General features: G+C 53.3%; 18 protein-coding genes and 1 tRNA gene. 7 read left to right on the top strand and 12 right to left on the bottom strand.

Going from position 1 to position 20043, the window contains the following annotated elements; all coding sequences use genetic code 11:
• Positions 1-2 precede the first annotated feature (2 nt).
• The 5 genes from GS398_RS14865 to GS398_RS14845 all read right to left on the bottom strand — a co-directional run bounded on the left by GS398_RS14865 (position 3) and on the right by GS398_RS14845 (position 7166).
• Positions 3-1205 carry a M48 family metalloprotease gene (locus tag GS398_RS14865; protein WP_160907566.1) on the bottom strand — a complete coding sequence of 401 codons (1203 nt, stop codon included), beginning with the start codon at positions 1203-1205 and terminating at the stop codon, positions 3-5.
• 91 nt (positions 1206-1296) lie between these two features.
• Complete coding sequence (locus GS398_RS14860) at positions 1297-4503, bottom strand: error-prone DNA polymerase (protein ID WP_369410264.1); 3207 nt, start codon at positions 4501-4503, stop codon at positions 1297-1299.
• A complete protein-coding gene (locus tag GS398_RS14855) occupies positions 4487-5992 on the bottom strand; it encodes a Y-family DNA polymerase (RefSeq protein ID WP_160907565.1) in 1506 nt (501 codons plus the stop codon). The genes GS398_RS14860 and GS398_RS14855 overlap by 17 nt, the downstream gene beginning before the upstream one ends.
• 1 nt (position 5993) lies before the next feature.
• Entirely contained in the window at positions 5994-6734 is a 741-nt protein-coding gene (locus GS398_RS14850; RefSeq protein WP_160907564.1) for an ImuA family protein, read from the bottom strand.
• A gap of 192 nt (positions 6735-6926) precedes the next feature.
• Complete coding sequence (locus GS398_RS14845) at positions 6927-7166, bottom strand: hypothetical protein (protein WP_160907563.1); 240 nt, start codon at positions 7164-7166, stop codon at positions 6927-6929.
• A gap of 72 nt (positions 7167-7238) precedes the next feature.
• Between GS398_RS14845 and GS398_RS14840 the strand changes: the two genes are divergently transcribed.
• From GS398_RS14840 to GS398_RS14830, 3 genes are all read left to right on the top strand, one after another.
• The gene (locus GS398_RS14840; RefSeq protein ID WP_160907562.1) at positions 7239-7616 is read left to right on the top strand and encodes a hypothetical protein; all 378 of its coding nucleotides are present in this window, start codon (positions 7239-7241) and stop codon (positions 7614-7616) included.
• 206 nt (positions 7617-7822) lie between these two features.
• On the top strand, positions 7823-9439 hold the full coding sequence (locus tag GS398_RS14835; RefSeq protein WP_160907561.1) for a peptidase dimerization domain-containing protein: 1617 nt from the start codon (positions 7823-7825) through the stop codon (positions 9437-9439).
• A gap of 4 nt (positions 9440-9443) precedes the next feature.
• Positions 9444-10691, top strand: a complete 1248-nt coding sequence (locus tag GS398_RS14830) for a serine hydrolase domain-containing protein (protein ID WP_160907560.1) — start codon at positions 9444-9446, stop codon at positions 10689-10691.
• Positions 10692-10783: 92 nt separating this feature from the next.
• Here GS398_RS14830 and GS398_RS14825 read toward each other — a convergent pair whose 3' ends face one another.
• The 7 genes from GS398_RS14825 to GS398_RS14795 form a co-directional block, all read right to left on the bottom strand.
• On the bottom strand, positions 10784-12865 hold the full coding sequence (locus GS398_RS14825) for a S9 family peptidase (protein ID WP_160907559.1): 2082 nt from the start codon (positions 12863-12865) through the stop codon (positions 10784-10786).
• Positions 12866-12946: 81 nt separating this feature from the next.
• Complete coding sequence (locus tag GS398_RS14820) at positions 12947-13336, bottom strand: Dabb family protein (protein ID WP_160907558.1); 390 nt, start codon at positions 13334-13336, stop codon at positions 12947-12949.
• 112 nt (positions 13337-13448) lie between these two features.
• Positions 13449-13994, bottom strand: a complete 546-nt coding sequence (locus tag GS398_RS14815) for an alpha/beta hydrolase (RefSeq protein WP_160907557.1) — start codon at positions 13992-13994, stop codon at positions 13449-13451.
• Positions 13995-14446: 452 nt separating this feature from the next.
• A tRNA-Lys gene (locus GS398_RS14810) sits at positions 14447-14522 on the bottom strand.
• 53 nt (positions 14523-14575) lie between these two features.
• Positions 14576-15061 carry a hypothetical protein gene (locus GS398_RS14805; RefSeq protein ID WP_160907556.1) on the bottom strand — a complete coding sequence of 162 codons (486 nt, stop codon included), beginning with the start codon at positions 15059-15061 and terminating at the stop codon, positions 14576-14578.
• Between the two features lie 52 nt (positions 15062-15113).
• Positions 15114-15599, bottom strand: coding sequence for a hypothetical protein (locus GS398_RS14800; RefSeq protein ID WP_160907555.1), 486 nt, complete (start codon positions 15597-15599; stop codon positions 15114-15116).
• Positions 15600-15658: 59 nt separating this feature from the next.
• On the bottom strand, positions 15659-16663 hold the full coding sequence (locus GS398_RS14795; RefSeq protein WP_160907554.1) for a D-alanine--D-alanine ligase: 1005 nt from the start codon (positions 16661-16663) through the stop codon (positions 15659-15661).
• 89 nt (positions 16664-16752) lie between these two features.
• On the opposite strand from GS398_RS14795, the gene GS398_RS14790 reads away from it, so the two are divergent.
• The 4 genes from GS398_RS14790 to GS398_RS14775 are packed head-to-tail and all read left to right on the top strand — an operon-like array spanning position 16753 to position 20036.
• Positions 16753-17517, top strand: coding sequence for a PASTA domain-containing protein (locus GS398_RS14790; RefSeq protein WP_160907553.1), 765 nt, complete (start codon positions 16753-16755; stop codon positions 17515-17517).
• A gap of 42 nt (positions 17518-17559) precedes the next feature.
• A complete protein-coding gene (mltG, locus tag GS398_RS14785) occupies positions 17560-18615 on the top strand; it encodes an endolytic transglycosylase MltG (RefSeq protein WP_160907552.1) in 1056 nt (351 codons plus the stop codon).
• Positions 18615-19022: an acyl-CoA thioesterase gene (locus tag GS398_RS14780; protein ID WP_160907551.1), complete on the top strand. Its 408-nt coding sequence runs from the start codon at positions 18615-18617 to the stop codon at positions 19020-19022. The genes mltG and GS398_RS14780 overlap by 1 nt, the downstream gene beginning before the upstream one ends.
• Before the next feature lie 6 nt (positions 19023-19028).
• Positions 19029-20036, top strand: coding sequence for a YihY/virulence factor BrkB family protein (locus tag GS398_RS14775; RefSeq protein ID WP_160907550.1), 1008 nt, complete (start codon positions 19029-19031; stop codon positions 20034-20036).
• Positions 20037-20043 lie beyond the last annotated feature (7 nt).

Here is a 20043-nt window from a genome sequence, read left to right as displayed (position 1 = left end):
GGCTAGTAAATTTTCTCCTGGTCAGACTCCATAATCGCATTGAGCTCGCTGGCGGCAGCCTGGACATACTCATTAAATTTCTTGTCGCTCAGGTTCAGTTCTTTTTTAAATATCCTGGTTAATGGCTCGCTGAGGCCGAGCTGCTCCGCCAGGTCGAGGATCAACCCGGATGCAGGCGTGCTGATCTCGGTGTCGCACAAGGCAAAGTCGAGCATTACATAGCAGTAATACTCTTTCAGGCTGGCGCTGCTGCTGCCAATGCGGGCTTTAAAGTCACCATCGGCGATGCCTGCGCTATTCGTTTTAAATTCTCTAAAATATTGCTGGTAATGGGCTTTGTTCAGTTCGCTTTGCATCCACTTTGGCTTTAGCAGCAGTTGGATAAGTTCCCTCGTAGTTTCCAGCAGGGCCTGCTGCATAAAGATATTGAGCGAAAACAACCCCGGGTTGCCCAGGATCATGCGGCTGATCCCGTCGAACGCGGCAGCGCCGTTCCTGGCGTACAGGTCGATGGCTTTTGCCCTGATGAACGACTCCGGATGCGACTCGCCGCCCGAGCCCTGGTCATGCCGGGCGAAGATCTCATCGGCCTGTTTCACATAGTTCGCTGCAGACACTTTCTCCAGCCCGGTATCGATCTTTACCAGTGCAGAGATCACTACAGCGGAGTCGCCGCATACTTCGAATGAACCGATATCGCAAAAAAGCTCGGTAAAAAGGCTGAATAAGCGGGAGGTTTCGGCATACGTATCCCCGCTACGGTAGTCGTTCCCAATGGCCGTAATAATGCGGCTCGTTACCTCGAAATCGCCGCCATCCAGCGTATAAAACAGGATATGCGAAAGCTCGTGGGCGATCAGCGCCAGCAGCTCTTTTTCTTCCAGGGAGCGGATCAGCGGCCCGGAAAGCAGCAGGTGGGCTTCATTCCCGATAAAAATGATCCCGGCGTTGGCACTTTGCGAATATTGCGACTGGTAAACGGTTACGGGGACAATTACGCCGAGCTTACTTTTGGCTTCGGCCACCAGGCGATGGATCAACGGCTCCGAAGCTTCCTCCAGCCGGTACGTGTTCTTAAGAAGCGAGGTTTTAAACTCTTCGACCTGCTCGTTCCTGATCGTTACCTGCGAGAACCAGTTCCAGGTTTTTTCCTGTCGTTTAAAGTGGTCGCGCAGCTGGCATTGAAAATCGAAAGGTTTAAGCATCTCAGCCGAAAGGTAATACTAAATCTACAAAAACCTTTACGCAATTGCAGCTTTAACTCCCCTGGTTCACCGGCATACTTGCGGCTATTCGTTACTTAAAGTTCCTCCCTTTGTAAAACACCTCTTTTTGCACGGGGCCCGGCGAGGTAGTTTCGTCACTCCTTGATAAGGTAAGTACCGGCAGGTTCTCATCGAGCGCGGGGATTAAACCGTGCAGCAGGCGGGTAAGGTTAAAGCAGCGGTTCACCACCACATGGATCACCTCCCCTTCTACCTGAAGCTTGCCCTCCACCATCAGCAGCCGCGATTGCAGGATTTCCTTACGATACTCCGTAAAGATCTTCTCCCATACCACCAGGTTGGAGAAGCCGGTTTCATCTTCAATGGTGATAAACAGCACTCCCTTAGCGGTGCCGGGGCGCTGGCGCACCGTAACCAGCCCGGCTACTTTTACACGATCGCCATTTTTAAGTGTGCTAAGGGCGGCCGTTTCCGTAACCTGCAGCATGTGGAGCTGGCTGCGTACAAAACTTACCGGGTGCGCCTTGAGGGATAAGCCGATCGCGGCATAATCCTGTACCACATGTTCGGCAGGGGTCATAAACGGCAGGCTCACCTGGGCTTCGAACGCGCTTTCGGAAGGCTGACCGGCAAATAGCCCTACCGGTTTGCCGGTCAGGGCAGGTACTTCCCATAGGGCTCTCCGGCGGTCGAGGTCCATAGAACGGAATGCATCGGCATCGGTGAGCTTCTCGATTGCGGTCTGCGGCACACCGGCATCACTCAACTGCTGCATGCTGCGGAACCCGGTCCCGCGCGCTGCAACCAGGCGCTGTATATCCGCCTGGTTCAATCCCTTCACCTGCCTGAACCCCAGCCGCAGGGCGCAATACGCCCCTTCCTTTTCTTCGAGCGTATTATCCCAAAGCGAATGGTTTACGTCTACCGGGCGCATCACTACTCCATGTCTCTCTGCATCGATCACGATCTGTGCGGGCTGGTAGAAGCCCATCGGCTGGCTGTTGAGCAAGGCGGCTGCAAACACATCCGGGTAATGACATTTCATCCATGATGAAATATATACCAGGTGTGCGAAGCTGGTAGCATGGCTTTCGGGGAAACCATAGCTCCCAAAACCTTCCAGCTGTTTAAAAATGCGGTTGGCAAACTCTTCGGTATAATTTTTTGCCATCATTCCCGCCACCAGCTTCTCCCTGAACTGGCTTACCATGCCCTTCGCTTTAAAGGTGGCCATACTCCGGCGCAGCTGATCTGCCTCCGCCGGGGTGAAACCTGCTGCTACGATGGCGATCTCCATAGCTTGTTCCTGGAATAAGGGAACACCCAATGTACGTTTCAGTATTTTTTCCAGCTCAGGTGAAGGATACCCGACATCGTCGATCTTATCCCGGCGTCTCAGGTAAGGATGCACCATATCCCCCTGGATGGGGCCCGGGCGAACAATAGCGACCTCTATCACCAGGTCATAAAAATCCCTTGGCTTCAACCTGGGCAGCATGGACATCTGCGCCCGGCTCTCGATCTGGAACACGCCGAGCGTATCTGCATGGCAAATCATGTCATATACCCTGGTATCGTCCTGCGGAACATTGGCCAGTGTAAGGTTGCGCCCATAATGCTGCCTTACCAGGTCGAACCCCTTACGAATACACGTAAGCATACCCAAAGCCAGCACATCCACTTTCAGGATCCCAAGGTCTTCCAGGTCGTCCTTGTTCCATTCCAGCTGTGTGCGCTCTTCCATACGGGCATTCATTACCGGGCAGAGGTCAGAAAGCTTGCACTGGGTGATCACGAACCCGCCTGTATGCTGACCCAGCTGGCGCGGGAATCCCATCAGCTGTACGGTGAGGTCCAGCACCTTTAAAAGGTGCGGGTCGTCCGGGTTCAGTCCCTGCTCTATGATGCGCTGCCGGTCGAAGGCTTCTTCAGAAAAATCCCAGATGGCGCCGGCTAAACGTTTGATCGTATCTTCCGAAAGCCCCATTACTTTACCCACATCCCTGAGGGCACCTTTATGACGCTCCTGTGTTACCGTGGCTACAATGGCGGCATGTTCACGGCCATACGTTTCATAAATCCACTGGATGATCTCTTCCCGCCGTTCGTGTTCAAAGTCGACATCCACGTCGGGCCATTCATCCCGCGCATCCGACATAAACCGCGAGAACAGTAGCCTTGATTTAGTAGGGTCTACCGGGGTAATGCCGAGACAAAAACACACGGTACAGTTTGCCGCAGACCCGCGTCCCTGGTGCAGGATCCCCAGTTCTTCGGCTTTTTTGGTGTACTCATAGATCCGCAGAAAATAAGGGGCCAGCTTTCTGCGGGCAAAAAACGCCAGCTCAAACTCGATCTGCGCCCTGATATCGTCCCGGACCTTTCCCCCGTAGATCTTTTCGGCGCCGGCCCAGGTATAACCGGCCAGGTGCTCGTCGGCAGAGCGGCCATCCGGACTTACCCACTCGGGTTCCAGGTACTTTAAAGTGTCCAGGGAAAACCGGCAGGCATCTGCGATCTCTTCCGTTAACGCAATCGCCTCCGGGTATTGCCGGAAGAGGCGCTGCATTTCGCTGATAGTTTTAAGATGCCGTTCAGCGTTGGCATGCAGTTTAAAACCGGCATGGTTAATAGTACATTTTTCGCGCACACAGGTAACTACATCCTGCAATTCGCGGCGTGCCGCTTCGTGGTAATGCACATCATTGGTAGCTACCATCGGGATACCGGTTTGCGAGACCCGGTAAAGGCGCTTGGCATCATCGCCGCTGTACGACCGGCTGGCGGCAATGTACAGGCTGCTTCCCAAGGCTTCTTTGTAATGCTGCAGGTCGCGTTTAAATGACTCCCCGAAATCGAACCGCGCATTTAATTCGCCCGGCGGCAGTACAATAAATTTGATCCCCTCCGAATGTTCAAAAACATCCTGTTTATACAGGTCGCATTTCCCTTTTTCCGTTCGGAGATTGCCCCTGGTAAGCAATGCGCATAAACGTCCCCAGGCGGTAATGTCGGTCGGGTAAGCCAGCAGGCTGTGGCCATCCAGCAGGTCGAGGCGGCAGGCTGGTATAAACCGGATCCCCGCATCTTTTGCTGCTTTATGACCGCGCACTACGCCGGCCACGGTGTTGCGGTCTGTTATTGCAATGGAAGTATACCCGTATTGTGCGGCTTGAGCTACCAGCTCTTCCGCATGCGAACCTCCCCTAAGAAAGCTAAAATTGCTCGTTACCTGTAGTTCCGAATATCCCATCCCCTTTTCACGCAAAGAATCCATGAATAAACCACTGGTCGGAGTGGTCGCCCGAATAATGTCCTGACCTGAACAGCCAGTAACGCTGTCCGTGCTCGTCCTCTACCTGGTAGTAATCGCGGTGCTCGCCCTGTTCGAGCCACCATTCGCGTTCGATGCGCTCCGGCCCATCGGCTTTTTTCACCTGGTGTACCTTGTTCCTGTAAATGAACAGCATGGGCGGGTAATCGGGTATCAGGGCCGTTACTTCTACCCGCTCGGGCCTTGGCAACAGCAGCGAGGGCCTGGGCCGGTCGGTACGCCAGGCTGTTGCGGGCTTTTCTTTTAAGGAGTCTGCAACTTTAACGGAGCGCTCCGGCCAATAATGTTCCTGCGGCAGGTAACGGCAGATGGCGCCTGCACCCAGCTTATTGGCCAGCCGGTCCAGCAGTCCGGCCAATGCCTGGCTACCGAGGCCGCACCCTTCCGGCGACCACAACGCCTCCTGGCCGGGCTCCACTTGTTCCACTTTCGTGCCTTCCAGCGTAAACAGCTCGATGCCCAGTGCCGGTTCCAGCGTGGGAATCTTAAGCTCGAACAGCTTGAATAAGTGCTCTGCCTGGTGCGAGGCGCTGTTGGTACCAATGGCCGCCTGTATCACCTGCCCGTCTACCCGGTATCCTTTCAGTACGGCAGTCCGGACGCCCATGGCTTCGCCTGCCAGGCGATGACAAAGCCGCCCGAGCAAGGTCCGGATGGCAATTTCAATAGCTGTGGCCGTGCGCACAGGCTCCAGGCAGGGCAATCTTTCCTCGTAAGGCGCTATAGGGTGCAGTAGATGCAGCGGCTCGTCCTGGTTGCCCAGGGCCTGGTCGATGCGCAGCAGAAATGTTTCTCCAAAACGGCGGCGCAACACCGATCTTCCCATCCCGATAAAATGCCGGATGCTGTAAAAGCCAAGTTTCTGTAACCGGTCCAGTACTACCGGGTCAAGACGCAGGGCGGCAGGCGGCAGCGGCAGCAGCGCGTCCATCTGCCCGTTCGCGGGAATGATAGGTTTAACCCGCCCGAAACGTGCCACCGCCCAGGCAGCGCCCGCAGTATCCGCCATTGCCCCGCGAACGTCGTACCCTTTACTTCGCAAACGCGTAATAATTTCCTTGAGGTAATCCCGTTCCGTCCCCCATAAGTGTGCACAGCCGGAAACGTCCATAATCAGGCCATCAGGCAGATCAATGGCCACCAGCGGCGTGTAACGGATGCACCATTCTCCCAACGCATTCATCAGCCAGGTCTCCCGGCCCGGGAGTTCGTCAAGCACCTGCAGTTGCGGAACGATCGCCTTCGCATCAGCCGCAGCCATACCACGCGTGACCCCTTGCGATTCTGCCAGGAGATTGGCCGCTGTAACTATTACCCGGTTACGTGCCGGCGCTACCAATACCAAGGCGACATCCTTCAGTTCCGGCTTCTTCAGGGTAAGCCAATCCGTCACCAAATGACGGAACCAGAGTGAAACAAACCGCTTTGCCATCTCAGCCTGCCCTCCTTCCGGGTAAGGTTATTTCAACTGTTCCTGCTGCCGCTTCCGCAACAGGCATGAAACGGCCCTCTGCCCATTCCAATTTCCAGCTGCCCGGGTTTCCATTACGAACGCGCAGCAGGTCCACCTGCCAGCGGGGAAAGCCGATACCGGGCACTCCTTCCCCTGGCTCACTGGGCAGCGATGTTACCCGCCACCGTGCCACACAAGTATTGGCGCCCGGTTTACGCGGATCATTCCGCAGCAGGAAGCCTGTTACCCTGCTGCTCTCCACCGCCAGCTGCAACCGCCTCGATTGCGCAAAACTGATCTCGCGCACTTCGGCGATCACCGCTGCCAGTCCCTCGCACTTCAACCCTTCCTCCATGGCCCATAATAGGTCTTTCTCGCACTGTACATCCACAAAGATCACCCGGTCCGGCACCACCCCGAAGGCATGCAGCGAGGGTGGGAACAGCTTTCGCGATAAGCTGATCCACAAACACACGCCCCCTTGCTGCATGAGCGAAGCCAGCAAACCTGCCATTAAACCGCCGGTAGCCGCTGCCTGTTCGGGAGTGGGACAAAGCATCTCGTGGATAGCGCCCGTTGGAAACACGCCATTCGGGAACGCATGCTCTACCGGGCCAAGACCTATGCCCCTGCTTGCGCCTGCCGGCGGAACGACAAAACCCTGCCATTGCAAAATGTTCTTTTGCAGCTGGTTAATAAGATCTTTCCTGGCCTGGAGCATGCAGCGTTAACTTCGGCCGTAAAGATATGCTAATATTTTTAGTATTCAAAGGAAGCAGAAGGGAAAGGTTGGAAGTAACCACCTAACCAGGATAATCAACTAAAAACATAATAGCAGGGGTGCCGCGATTATGGAATAGATCCCCGAAAGCCATCATTCCAAAAGATCCAACCCCTTATGATAAAGCTACATTCATTTAACACCCTGATCCTTGCCTGTATCATTATTACAATAACCGGGAGCAGCTTGCTCTTTTTCTGGGTTACCGTACGGCGTAATATTCCTTTTTTGCATTTGCTGGCCCGATGTAAAACCTGCGAGTTGGCGAAAACGGCGGCCAGGGACGATTTCGATAAAGGCATCTACCAGGTTATAAGGTGGGGAATGGGCGATACAGACAGCCCCGATAGAAGCCGGTTCCAGTTTATTCACGATCTTTATCACATAACCACAATCCGCGGGGGATGCAGTGCTGATCGTGGTGTGACATGTTACGATAACCAAATGAGGCTTTTATTATGGCGTAACATTATTAACGATATTCATCCGGAAGGCCGTTACAAAATGGTGCTTAAAGATCAACGACCGGGGTACACCATCACCCTCCTGGATAGTATTTATTATAAACGATACAAAGGCAAACAGGTAAGCGGCCAGATTTTCGGCAAGCGATACAATGACGGATCGGTTAAGATCTACCTGTACGACGACGAACAGCCTACCTTCAAAACATCAGTGGACAGCTTATTAGCGGATTCATTTGGCAGCACGGTGGTCGAGCTTAACTATAGCCGGACGGATACCATCCCTTTCAGGACCACTTATGCTTTCAACTTACATATCCAGCTTAATGAGGGGATGCTGATCAGGATCAAAAGGTGAGGCTCTTGGCGGATACGCGAAGTATTTGGAAACCACAGGCAGTGTTCTTATCTTTTCTTTCCTTTTCCCGGGGATGATGACCATGAGCAGCCCCCAGCTCAAGCCTCATCAGAAGAGACGTATACAGGGGCGTTAACGTATAATTCCTTCGCGGTTCTTCGTGCCCCCGGGCTAAAACACGCAGAAAATCCCTATATTCCGGCATTATGATCCATCTCAAATTCCTCCTGCTTTTATTGTTTAGCTCCTTCGTCCTAACGTGCGTCGCACAAAAGCGGTCCCCTTCCATCTCCTCCCGCGTGGGAGCCTGGAAAACCGAAGCCATCAAAGCCATAGACGGGCAGCAGAAAAGCGCCCAGGAAATGGTAGACATGGTATTTAGTTTCTCCGAGCTGGGCTTCCAGGAAAAAGAGACCTCGGCGTATCTCACCGCCATACTCGAGAAGAACGGGTTTTCTATCGAGCGCGGCATAGGCGGCATCCCTACGGCGTGGATGGCACGATGGGGAGCCGGCAAACCGTTTATCGCCCTGGGGAGTGACATCGATTGTATCCCCAAGGCCTCGCAGAAGCCCGGCATCGCCTATAAAGAGCCGATCGTAGCAGACGCGCCGGGGCATGGTGAAGGCCATAATTCGGGATTGCCGCTGGTTATTTTATCGGCCATTGAAGTAAAAAAGATCATGGATCGCGAAAAACTGCCGGGTACGCTGGTGATCTGGCCCGGTGTGGCCGAAGAGTTGGTAGGCTCCAAAGCCTGGTACATTCGTGACGGCTATTTCAAAAATGCCGATGCCTGTATCTTCACCCATGTAGGCGACAAACTGGCCGTATCATGGGGAGATGCGGGAAACAACGGCCTGGTATCGGTAGAGTTTAAGTTCGAAGGGAGCTCGGCACATGCCGCCGGGCAGCCATGGCGCGGCAAGAGCGCGCTCGACGCCGTGGAGCTGATGAATGTTGCCTGGAACTATAAACGGGAACACATGAAGCCTACGCAGCGCTCGCATTATGTAATTACGGATGGCGGCGATCAGCCAAACGTAGTGCCGTCAAAGGCCTCGGTATGGTACTACCTGAGGGAGCGTACGTACGAGGACATTAAAGGCATGTATGACGACGCCGTGCTTTACGCGAGATCCGTAGCCGCCATGACCGGTACCAAAATGACCTACCAGCTGTTGGGCACTGCCTGGCCCGGCCATTTTAACAAGCCCATTGCCGAAGCGGTATACCGCAACATTAAAACAGTTGGCCTGCCCGTATGGGACCCCGCCGACCAGCAATTCGCCCGGGCGGTGCAAAAATTGGTGAACGCGCCAAAAAAAACGCTGCGCGGGGAGCCGATCGACGGCCTCGCTACCAGGATAGATACCCTAAACGGACCGGTACAATTTTCGATGGGGGGCGGCAGCGACGACATTGCTGACATCGCCTGGAACGTACCTACCGTAGTGCTCAACTACCCTTCCAACATCCCGGGCATGCCTGGACATAACTGGGCGAACGCCATTGCCATGGCCACTCCCATCGCGCACAAAGGCGTAGTATCCGGGAGCAAGGTACTGGCGGCCACCCTGCTGGATATCCTTACCAACCCGAAGATAGTTACCGATGCCTGGGACTATTACCGCAACGTGCAAACAAAGGATGTAAAGTACATCCCCTTCCTCGAGCCTGCCACACCGCCCGCAACTTACCTTAACAAAAAGATCATGGACGAATTCAGGCCGCAGCTGGAAAAGTTTTACTATGATCCCTCAAAATACGCCACCTACCTTGAACAGCTCGGGATTAAATATCCCCAGCTGGAAAAGAAATAACCCAATGAAAGCTGTTTTCCACACCATGCTCTGCGCATACCTGCTTACCCTGGCGATCCAGGGTTACGCGCAAAAGAAATCCAAAGCCGTTTACTTCCCCGAGCCTGGCAAATGGGAGCATCGCTCTCCGGCACAGGTAGGCATGCGCGACTCGCTGGTGAAGGAGGCTGTCGCTTTCGCCGTAGCGGCAGAATCGACCACACCCAAAGACCTTAAATTAAATCATTACCAGACCTTCGGTAAAGAACCGTTCGGAACGGCGGCAGGTCCTTTCAGCGACCGTGGCGCGGCTGCAGGGCTCATCATCCGCAACGGGTACATTGTCGCCGAATGGGGCGACCCGCTGCGTGCCGATCAAACCTTCAGTGTGGCCAAAAGCTTCCTCTCCTCCACCGCCGGCGTAGCCTTCGACCGTGGCATGATTGCCGACCTGGCCGACAAAGTGGCCGGCTACATGGGCCCGATCGTGCCCTATGATCCGTTTAACCTCAGCCGCAACAAATCGGATGCGATGGCGCAAAGCGATATGATCAGCCTGTTCGATACGGAGCATAACCGCAAGATCAGGTGGGACGACCTGCTGCGCCAGACCAGCGACTGGGAAGGCACCTTATGGGGCAAACCCGATTGGGCCGATCGCCCGGCCGCCGATGCGAATACCTGGCTTACGCGTGCGCGTACCGGTCCCGGCGCCGTATACGAGTACAACGATACCCGCGTAAACGTGCTCGCACTCGCCCTGCTGAACATCTGGCGAAAACCCCTCCCGGTAGTGTTAAAGGAAAACATCATGGACCCAATCGGGGCGTCGAATACCTGGCGGTGGCTGGGTTACGACAACTCGTGGGTGGTAATAGACGGCCAGCCGATGCAGTCGGTAAGCGGCGGCTCGCACTGGGGTGGCGGCCTCTTCATCAGCGCATATGACCAGGCCCGCTTCGGGTACCTTACCCTAAATCGCGGTAAATGGAACGGTAAGCAATTGCTTTCGGAAAAATGGATCAGCATGGCGCTTACGCCAGGCCCTGCACAAAAAACTTACGGGTTTATGAACTATTTCCTCAATACAGATAAACAGCTCCTGCCGGATGCGCCGGCCTCGGCCTTTTACCACCTGGGAGCGGGCAATAACATGGTATATGTAGACACGGAGAACAACCTGGTGATCGTGTCCCGGTGGATCCGCACCACCAATGACATGAACGGGCTGGTAAAACGGGTTATCGCGAGCCTTATTTCTGAGATAAAGTAATGCCGTCGTATGTCAACCCGTTCAACCCTAAACCGAAGGGGTAACCATATTAACGATCTGTTAGCGATGGGGAGTGGCAGTGTAACATCTCACTACGGCTTTGGCACCGTAATCTTCGGCGTCCATGTCCACTCCGGCGGCTCCACCCCGAGCAAATGCTTTACAAAAAAATCACGGCGCTTGTGTTCTCCATAATCGCCGCCTAATGAGTGTTTCATACCGGGAACGAACAGGAAGTCGAAGTTCTTATTGTGTTTTACCAATTGGTTGATCACCTGCATGGTCGAAGCCGGGTCCACGTTATCGTCCAGCTCGCCCAATATCAGCAGGAGCTTACCCTGTAAACGCCAGGCGTTGTCTACGTTGCTGCTTTCGGCATACTGCGGACCAATGGGATACCCCATCCATTGCTCGTTCCACCAGATCTTGTCCATGCGGTTGTCATGGCAGCCCGACGACGACACGGCCACTTTGTAGAATTCAGGGTGGAACAACAGGCCCCCCAGCGAGCTTTGCCCGCCTGCCGAATTACCGAAAATGCCCACGCGCGTGGTGTCCAGGTAGCTGTAGCGACCGGCGAGCGCCCTGATCCACGCCATGCGGTCGGGAAACCCGGCATCTTTCAGGTTCTTCCAGCACACATCGTGGAAAGCTTTCGAACGGTTCGAGGTGCCCATACCATCGCATTGTACCACTACAAAGCCCAGTTCGGCGAGCTCATGTAAAGAGCCTCGACTATCGTTCACAAAACTTTTCGGCACAAAGCTATCATGAGGCCCGGCATAAATGTATTCGATCACGGGGTATTTCTTTGCGGGATCGAAATTGCTGGGCCGCACCACGATTCCCCAGATGTCGGTTTTCCCGTCGCGGCCTTTTGCCGAGAATACCTCGGGCAGCTTCCAGCCGGTTTTCAGCAGGTCGGTAATATCGGCCTGCTCCAGCTGCTTCAGCACTTTACCGCTTTTCCCGTCGCGCAAAACGGTTACCTGGGGCTGGTCTACACGCGAGTAGGTGTCTACAAACGTGCTGTAGTCGTCCGCAAAAACCGCTTTGTGGTTGCCGTTCTCCGTCGTTAGCTTCACCAGGCCGGTGCCGTCGAAGCCGATCTTATAGTACTGGATAAAATAAGGATCCTGCTTCGCATCCATGCCGCTTCCTTCGAAGATCACTGTGCGGTCCTGCTCGTTCACCTTTACCACGCTTCTTACCACCCAATTTCCTTTAGTCACCTGGTTCTTCACGTTGCCGTTGGCGTCGTACAGGTAAAGGTGGTTCCAGCCGTCGCGCTCGCTCATCCAGATCGTTTCCTTCCCGTCGTTGACGTCGAACCGGAATCGTTTGTAATAATATACGAAGAAGGTCTTCGCCTGTTCTTTGACCAGCTCGCGCAGCTGTCCCTTCACATCTACTTCCACCACGCTATAAACCTGGTGGCCGCGCTGGTTGTATTCGAATGTAAATGCCCGGCTGTCGTTACGCCACGCAATGTTGGTGAGAAAATACTGGTTACGGATCTTTCCGGCATCCACCGGGACCTGCTTGCGCGCGCCCACATCGAACAAGGCCGGCGTTTTTTGCTCCACGGAATCGCCCGGTTTCTGGTAATCCCGCGATCTGAGAATGGGTTGAAGCTGTGTCCCGGGCGAGCTTTCCACGAAATAGATCTTATGCTCCTGCCCGGGATGGACCTTGTAGGTGGCCAGGTTCCGCGAGTTGGGAGACCAAACGAGGTAACCGGTGTAATAATCATCCTTCGTACCATCGGTGCTCAAGGCGAACTCAGCGTCTCCATCGGTTGCCCTGACATACACGTTGTAATTTTTAACGAAAGCAGTCCATTTTCCATCGGGAGAGCGCCCATTTGTCCCTCCGCTTCCTCTTCCGCTGCCGGCGCCCGTATTTTCCGGGGGCGATGGCTGTCCTTCCGTTACCGCGAAGGTTTTCGCATCCAGTCGTTTATATACCGTTCCTGTAGGTGTGATCACCGAATAGGCATATTGCCCGCGCTCTTTCAGGTAACGTACATCCGCCGGGGCGTAATAGATCTTCTTTTGAATGAGGCCGTTCAGTTCTTCCGCCCGTTTATAGTCCTCCGGTTTACCCTGTGCCCGGGTAAGCTCGCAGTATGCCAGCGGGAAAATGCATAAAAAGAAAATAAGCCTGGTCTTCATCTTTTAGGTGTATCGGGCAGACAAGATAAGGTTCTCACTCCAAAGGCATAGGCGTCAAGTTAAGCGTCATTGCCTGATCCATTATTTACCCGCCCAGTAATCAATCACCAGCACCTTATCCAGGTGTGGTTTTAACACTTCAACAAACGCGCTGTGTGCGGGATGCGGCAGGTACACATCACGGTCTTTCTCCGAGTCGAAGCTTACGAAAAAACAATGTGTAAACCCTTGGTTTTGCCCCTCGGGGCTGTTATTTTTCCCCCACTCGAAATCGCGGATAGTGCTGATCCTGGCGGGCAGCGCGCGAAAAGCATCTTCCACCTTTTTAATATCGGCGGCGGAGCTGGCGTCTTTGAACTTAAATAAAACCACGTGACGAAGGCGGTTCGCCGGGGATGCTGGTGCTGTCTGGGCCTGTGCACCCGTTAATGTTGCTGTCATAAAGAGTAATAAGATAAGAAAGTACTTCATGTGGATTAGTTATTAAAGGCCTGCACGGTGAGGCGTACGCGTCTCAAACGTACGTGCTCCGGAGGTAATTTACAAGGGGTAACCGCCAAATTATGTCACCCGGTCTGCAAAGTTATAGCGCTTTAATATCCCTGACCAGCAGGTGAAGGCTCCCTTTGAACAAGTGCCCGCCGCTTTCAGGCTCCCGGAAGGACGCGCCAGGAAGCCTGTCACGGTAAGCGGCAAAGTGGTCAACAGGCACCTCGTCGTCGTCCCGGCAGCGGTAAAAGAAAATCCGGATGTTCTTTGGAAGCGCTGCGGCGAAATCTTCTTTCAGCTTCAGCCCTTGTTTCCAATGCTCGTTACCGCTCCAAAAAGGTGCTGCCAGCAGGAAAATGCCGGCTATGCTTTTCGCCACCAGTTGTTCTGAAAGATATTTAAGCACCATGGACGCACCCAGCGAATGAGCGACCACTATAACGTTTTCGCCAGAGCTGCTGATCTCCTCCCCGATCTGCCTGAGCCAGCCAAAATCCGGCGCTTCTTCATCCGACTCCATCCGGGGGTAATTCACCTTATAGTCCTCTCCCACAGCTTCCTGCAGCGCTTCTGCTAGCGGGATGCCGGCTTCGTAGCCTCCTTCGCCGCCGCCTTGTATAAAAAGTACTCGTTTTTTCATGGCCCGCCGGTATGAGTTAATTTGCATCAAATCGCGTGCCTGCCGGAACAAAGTCACCGTGCAGCCTGTCCGACTTTAAGCACCTCAACCCCAAGCGATGACAAAATAACCCAACGGTCGACATTCCGTTGATCAGGGGATTTGATTACCATCGAAAAGGGCTGATATGTATTTCGCGTTCTCCGCTCTTGGCATTACGGCCCCTACTATTGTAACTTTGGTCATATGGCTACCGTCGATCACTCGTTCGACGATTCGGAGCTTTAGCTTCTAAGGATGCTTTAAAACGTAGCGATAAAGAGCGCTTTGAAATGGCTGCGCGGTAATATAAAGTGCAGCCAATTGTGAAGAAGGCTGCAGATGGAATTGCTAGGGGAAATCCGAAAGCTGCACGGGAAAATATAGCAAATTCTCAAAAACAAAAAGCGATACCTTAAAGTACCGCTTTCATTTGGTGACCCGGGAGAGGCTCGAACTCTCGACCCAGTGATTAAGAGTCACTTGCTCTACCGGCTGAGCTACCGAGTCGTGTTGGGAGTGCAAAGGAACGAAAATTTCTGAAGAAATAAAATTTTACTGAATTACTTTATGATCGCATACATCCTGTCGTATCCACTGGGTACCGAGGGCTCCGGTTGTATCGCCGTACCGTTGAGTTTAACATTTTCGGCGTAATTTTTATCCATCGGGTAGTCGAACGTTAGGGTGTCGGGCGTTCCCTTGCCCAGGTCGAGGTAAAACTCACTGGCCGTATTGGCAACACGCAAAATGGCTATCTGCGACGAGATCAATTGGTTAAAGGTAACACCGGCGCCCTGGCCGGCATTGTAGTTATAGGGCGGGCCAAACCCGAAAGCGATGTCCTTCAACACGCCGTTTTGCTTATACTGCATCTTAATCCGCGTGCGGTCGATCGCCCCGGGTACGGAAGGATCCAGGAGGTCGGCGTTTTGACTGCTCTTAATGATCAGGATCAGGTGCCGGTCGATCGGGCTGCAGCCGCATAGCGGTTCTTTGTTACAGCTCAATCCAATGAACAGGGCAGCGAAGATAAGGCGTGTTTTCATGATAAGGGAGATTACGGGTAATTATGCAGGGAGGTGCCGGGGCCTGGCCGGTCTACTTAAGCAAATAGAAGATATACCCGAAGGTTTCGGGGATAGAAGGCTCGCGCAGCACCGTTTTGTTGTTCAGCTTCACATTAGAAGCGGCGCCGGCAAATTTGTCGAAGTCGAACGTAAGGGTATCTGTATCGCCGTTGCCGAAATCGATATAAAACTCCCTGGCATAATCGGAGATCCTGAGGGTGGCAAGCTGGGCGGAACGCACCTGGTTGAACTTAAATGTTACCGAATTATAGGTAAACGGAGGAGCGATGTCGTAAGCGATGTCTTTCATCACGCCCTTGTCCAGGTAACGCAGCTTGAGTGCGCTCCGGCTAAATGAGCCGGTTACCGACTGATCGAGCAGGTCGGCATTTTGTGCGTTCTTGATAATGAAAGAGACCTGGGGCACATAAATACTGCAGCCGCATACCAGCTCATCTTCTTTTTTGCAACATAGCCCCACCAGCAGCACCACTACGAAAGCAACGAGTTTTTTCATAACTTTTTCTTACCGGTACGAAAGAAATGGCGGATGTGCTACAAACCAGGAAAAAAAGGCTATTTATCGCCACCGCGTAAGGCTTCTTCGATCAGCTCGCCGTAAAACTCCCCGATGTCCATCCCGGCTGCCCGCACCTGCTGCGGGTAAATACTGGCGGCAGACTGCCCCGGCGTGGTGTTGATCTCGATAAAATAAAAGTTGCCGGTATGTTCCTGCAGGATAAAATCCACGCGCGACATCCCCTTGCAATTTAACACGTGGTATGCCTGGCGGACTATCTTACGCACCCGGTCGAGCTGTGCCGGCTCCAGGGCGGCAGGCGTGATCTCCCGGCTCATTCCGGGTGTATATTTAGCTTCGTAATCAAAAAAGTCCTTCGAGCTGATGATCTCTGTAGGCGGCAGCACGAAAATCTCACCATGGAAACGGTATAAACCGATGCTGAACTCCCGGCCCGAAATAAATTCCTCTACCAGCACATCGTCGTCTTCGCGGAACGCTTTCCCGAGGGCCGCCGGGAGTTCCCCGGCATCGTTCACCTTCGACATGCCCACGCTGCTTCCCCCATTATTGGGTTTGATAAACAGCGGAAATTGCAGGTGCTGGTCCATGATCCCGGTAACCGGGTCGCCATCATTCTTATAAAAACGGGCGGAGCGTGCCGTATAGAGCCCGGGCACATCTCTTACCACCGCTTTGGTAAAGGCCTTGTTCATGGTAACGGCCGACGTAGACGTATCGCAGGTTGTATACGGTATGCCAAGAATATCGAAATAAGCCTGCAGTTTTCCGTCCTCTCCCGGGGTACCGTGAATGGTAATAAAGGCGGCATCGAAGGTAACTTTTTCGCCATCAAGCATTAAAGAGAAGTCGTTTTTGTTCACCTCTACAGCAATTCCGCCAGGTATTTCATAGTACCAGTTACCGGTAGTTACCACCAAAGTATATACGTTATACTTAGCGGGATCGAGGCTGGCAGCGATGTTACGGGCGCTGTTGATCGACACTTCGAATTCACCGGTAAAACCACCGGCCATTAGTGCAATGTTTTTAGGGGCCATGCGCCAAAGATATTTTTAAATGATTTCAATCCCAATAAGTTGTGTTATTATCGCTTGAAATACTATATTTTTAGGCTAAGTTTGAACCAATGAGCAAATTTTTCGCATACCTGAGAACTCGTGAATTCCGCAAAAATTTCCTGGTTGCCATTGTCTCGCTGGTATCGCTGTTACTGATCGCCTTTTTCAGCCTTCGTTTTTATACTAACCATGGCGAAGCTTTGCCCGTTCCGGAATTGAAGGGACTGATGCTCGAAGAAGCCATCCAGGTCCTCGAGTCGGAAGGGTTCCAATACCAGGTAGATTCCGTTTACCAGGCTGATAAGAAACCCGGCGCCGTGGTGGAACAAGACCCGGATGCGGGCACCCGGGTTAAGCGCAACAGGGTGATATACCTTACCGTGATCACGCGGACGGCACCAGATGTGGGTTTCCCCGATATCCTCAATAAAACGTTCCTGGAAGTGCAGGCCATCATCACCAACTACGGGCTGAAGGTGGGCGACACGTCTTATGTTTCAGACATTGAACGCGACCGCGTGCTCGAAGCTAAGTTCGGGGGTGTGACCGTCAAACCCGGACAGGAGATACCTAAGGGCTCAAGGATAGACCTGGTGCTCGGCGACGGGCAGGGCGCCAGCGAGGTGGACTTACCGGACCTTACCGGCCTCACCATTTCTGAAGCGCTCTTTATGCTGAAGGGCGCCTCGCTCGACCTGGGCGACCGCGTATACGAAGGCTCGGTCCTCGATTCCGCCAAGGCGAAGATCATTAAACAATACCCTGCGGTAAGCGATTCGTTAACAAAAGTATCCATCGGTACTAAAATCGATGTGGTGCTGTCGAACCAATAGTGCCGTAATTATGTTTATTTATTCATTTTAACCAGCTACGCTATGTCCGCCACCCGGCAAAAAAAGAAAGGAATGTTTATCAAGGTGATCATCGCCGTGGTAATGATCATTGCCATCGCCCTCGCAATTACCTTATTCAGATACTATAAAACCTACTTCGCGCCCAATATCAGCGGGCAGCGCCAATACCTTTACATCCATACCGGCGCCACTTTTAGAGACGTGCAGCAGATGATGACGGATTCGGGGATCGTAAAGGACATGCAAAGTTTCGTGAAAGCCGCCGAAGGCATGGACTATAGCGAGCGGATCAGGCCCGGCCGGTACCGCGTGTCTGCGGGCATGAACAACCGCAGGCTTATTAACATGCTGAAATCCGGCAGCCAGGAGGCGGTAAAGTTCCGGTTCCAGAACATCCGGCTCAAGCGCGATTTTACCCGCTTTGCCGCGAGCCGTCTCGAGCTCGATTCGACGGCCCTGCTGTCGCTTCTCAACTCTGCTGCCTTCGCAGAAAAACACGGTTTCACTACCGATAATGTTTATGCCATGTTCATCCCCAACTCGTACGAGATGTACTGGAATACCACAGCCGGCCAGTTTGCCGAACGGATGGCACAGGAGTATGAAAAGTTCTGGAACGAAACACGACGCGGTAAAGCCGGGAAGATCGGCCTCTCCCCTGTGCAGGTCAGCATCATGGCATCGATAGTGGACGCCGAAGCACTTTACAATGACGAGATGCCGGTTATCGCCGGACTGTACATGAATCGCTTGCAAAAAGGCATGAAACTGGAATCGGACCCTACGGTTATTTTCGCGGCAAACGATTTTACCATCCACCGTGTGCTCAACAGGCACCTGCGCATCGAGTCGCCGTACAATACCTACAGGTATACCGGTCTCCCCCCGGGGCCCATCAACATGCCGAGCATCAGCGCCATCGATGCCGTGCTGAACTACCAGAAGAACAGTTATCTCTATATGTGCGCAAAAGAAGATTTCTCAGGACGCCATAACTTTGCGGCGACGCTTGCGGAACACGAGGTAAACGCACGAAAATTCAGGGAAGCGCTTGACGCACGCAACATTAAACGCTGATGCTGGTACATGAAACGAAGCTCCGCGTGCGCTACGGCGAAACCGACCAGATGGGCTACATGTATTATGGCAACTACGCGGAGTTTTATGAAGTAGGGCGCGTTGAAATGCTCCGCAGCCTCGGGATGACGTACCGCTCTATGGAAGAATCGGGCGTAATGATGCCTGTGCTCGAGCTGAAATGCAAATACATTAAACCCGCGCTGTACGACGAAGAGATCACCCTGAAAGTGACACTTAAAGACATGCCAGCCGTGCGCATTAAGTTCGATTATGAGCTATTTAACGAAACCGGCGACCTGATCAATATCGGCGAAACGACCCTCGTGTTTGTAAATATCGAAACCAAGCGGCCCTGCCTGCCCCCGGCCGATTTCCTGCAACGACTGGAGAAATTTTTCGTTTAGCATTACATGAACAGACTGCAGCGCGCCTTCATAAGATTAAAGCCGGTACATGCATTTATCGAATGGACGAAGGTGACCGTGCTGCGCGGGTTCAGCCCGCTGCCTATTTACACCATTGCAACGTTTTTCTTCCGGGAGATCGCCCGCGAGTCGCTGGCTACCAAGGCCTCCTCGCTGGCCTATAACTTTATGCTGGCCATTTTCCCGGGCAGCATTTTTTTGTGTACGCTCATCCCGTACATTCCCATTACAAACTTCCAGGACGGGCTGCTGGAGCTGATCAAGCTGGTACTGCCGGAGAATGCCTTTATGGCCGTAAAATCTACCCTCGAGGAGATCATCAAAAAACAAAACGGCGGCTTGCTTTCCTTCGGTTTCGTTACGGCGCTCTTTTTTGCCACCAATGGGCTGCATGGATTAATGAAGGCATTTAACAAGTCGTCGCTCACGCTCGAGAGCCGTTCGTGGCTCAAGCAGCGCCTGGTAGCCCTCGCCCTTACGCTGGTAACGGTTACCGCCCTGATCATGGGACTCGGCATCATCACCATCGGGGAATACATCCTGAGCGTGATCCGTTCAAACACGCCCGATTTCCACCTCAAAGAATCGTTCTGGACCTTCCTCATCGACCTCGGTAAATGGTTCATCCTCGTTTGCGTGTACTTTATCACCATCTCTATCCTTTATCGTTACGGACCGGCGACGGCGAAAAAGTGGCGTTTATTCAGCGCCGGCGCATGGATGGCCACCACCCTCGCGCTGCTTACGTTCTGGGGCTTTGCCATCTACATCAGTAATTTCACTTCGTATAACAAGCTTTATGGCTCAATCGGTACGCTTATCGTGGTAATGGTGTGGCTCTATATCAACTCCCTTATCATCCTGGTAGGGTTCGAGCTCAATGCCAGTATCGACCTTTCCAAACGCAGCATCCGCATCGTAAAACCAAAGTTCAACTCGTTTAAGGAGCCGGTCGACGAGAAATTTGAAGGCAACCGCCTGAAAAACCTGTAAGGCCGCA

It is taken from the genome of Hufsiella ginkgonis, assembly GCF_009834915.1.
GTDB classification, from domain to species: Bacteria; Bacteroidota; Bacteroidia; order Sphingobacteriales; family Sphingobacteriaceae; genus Hufsiella; species Hufsiella ginkgonis.
Note: the sequence above shows the minus strand (reverse complement) of the source record. Positions and strands in the feature narration are given on the sequence as shown.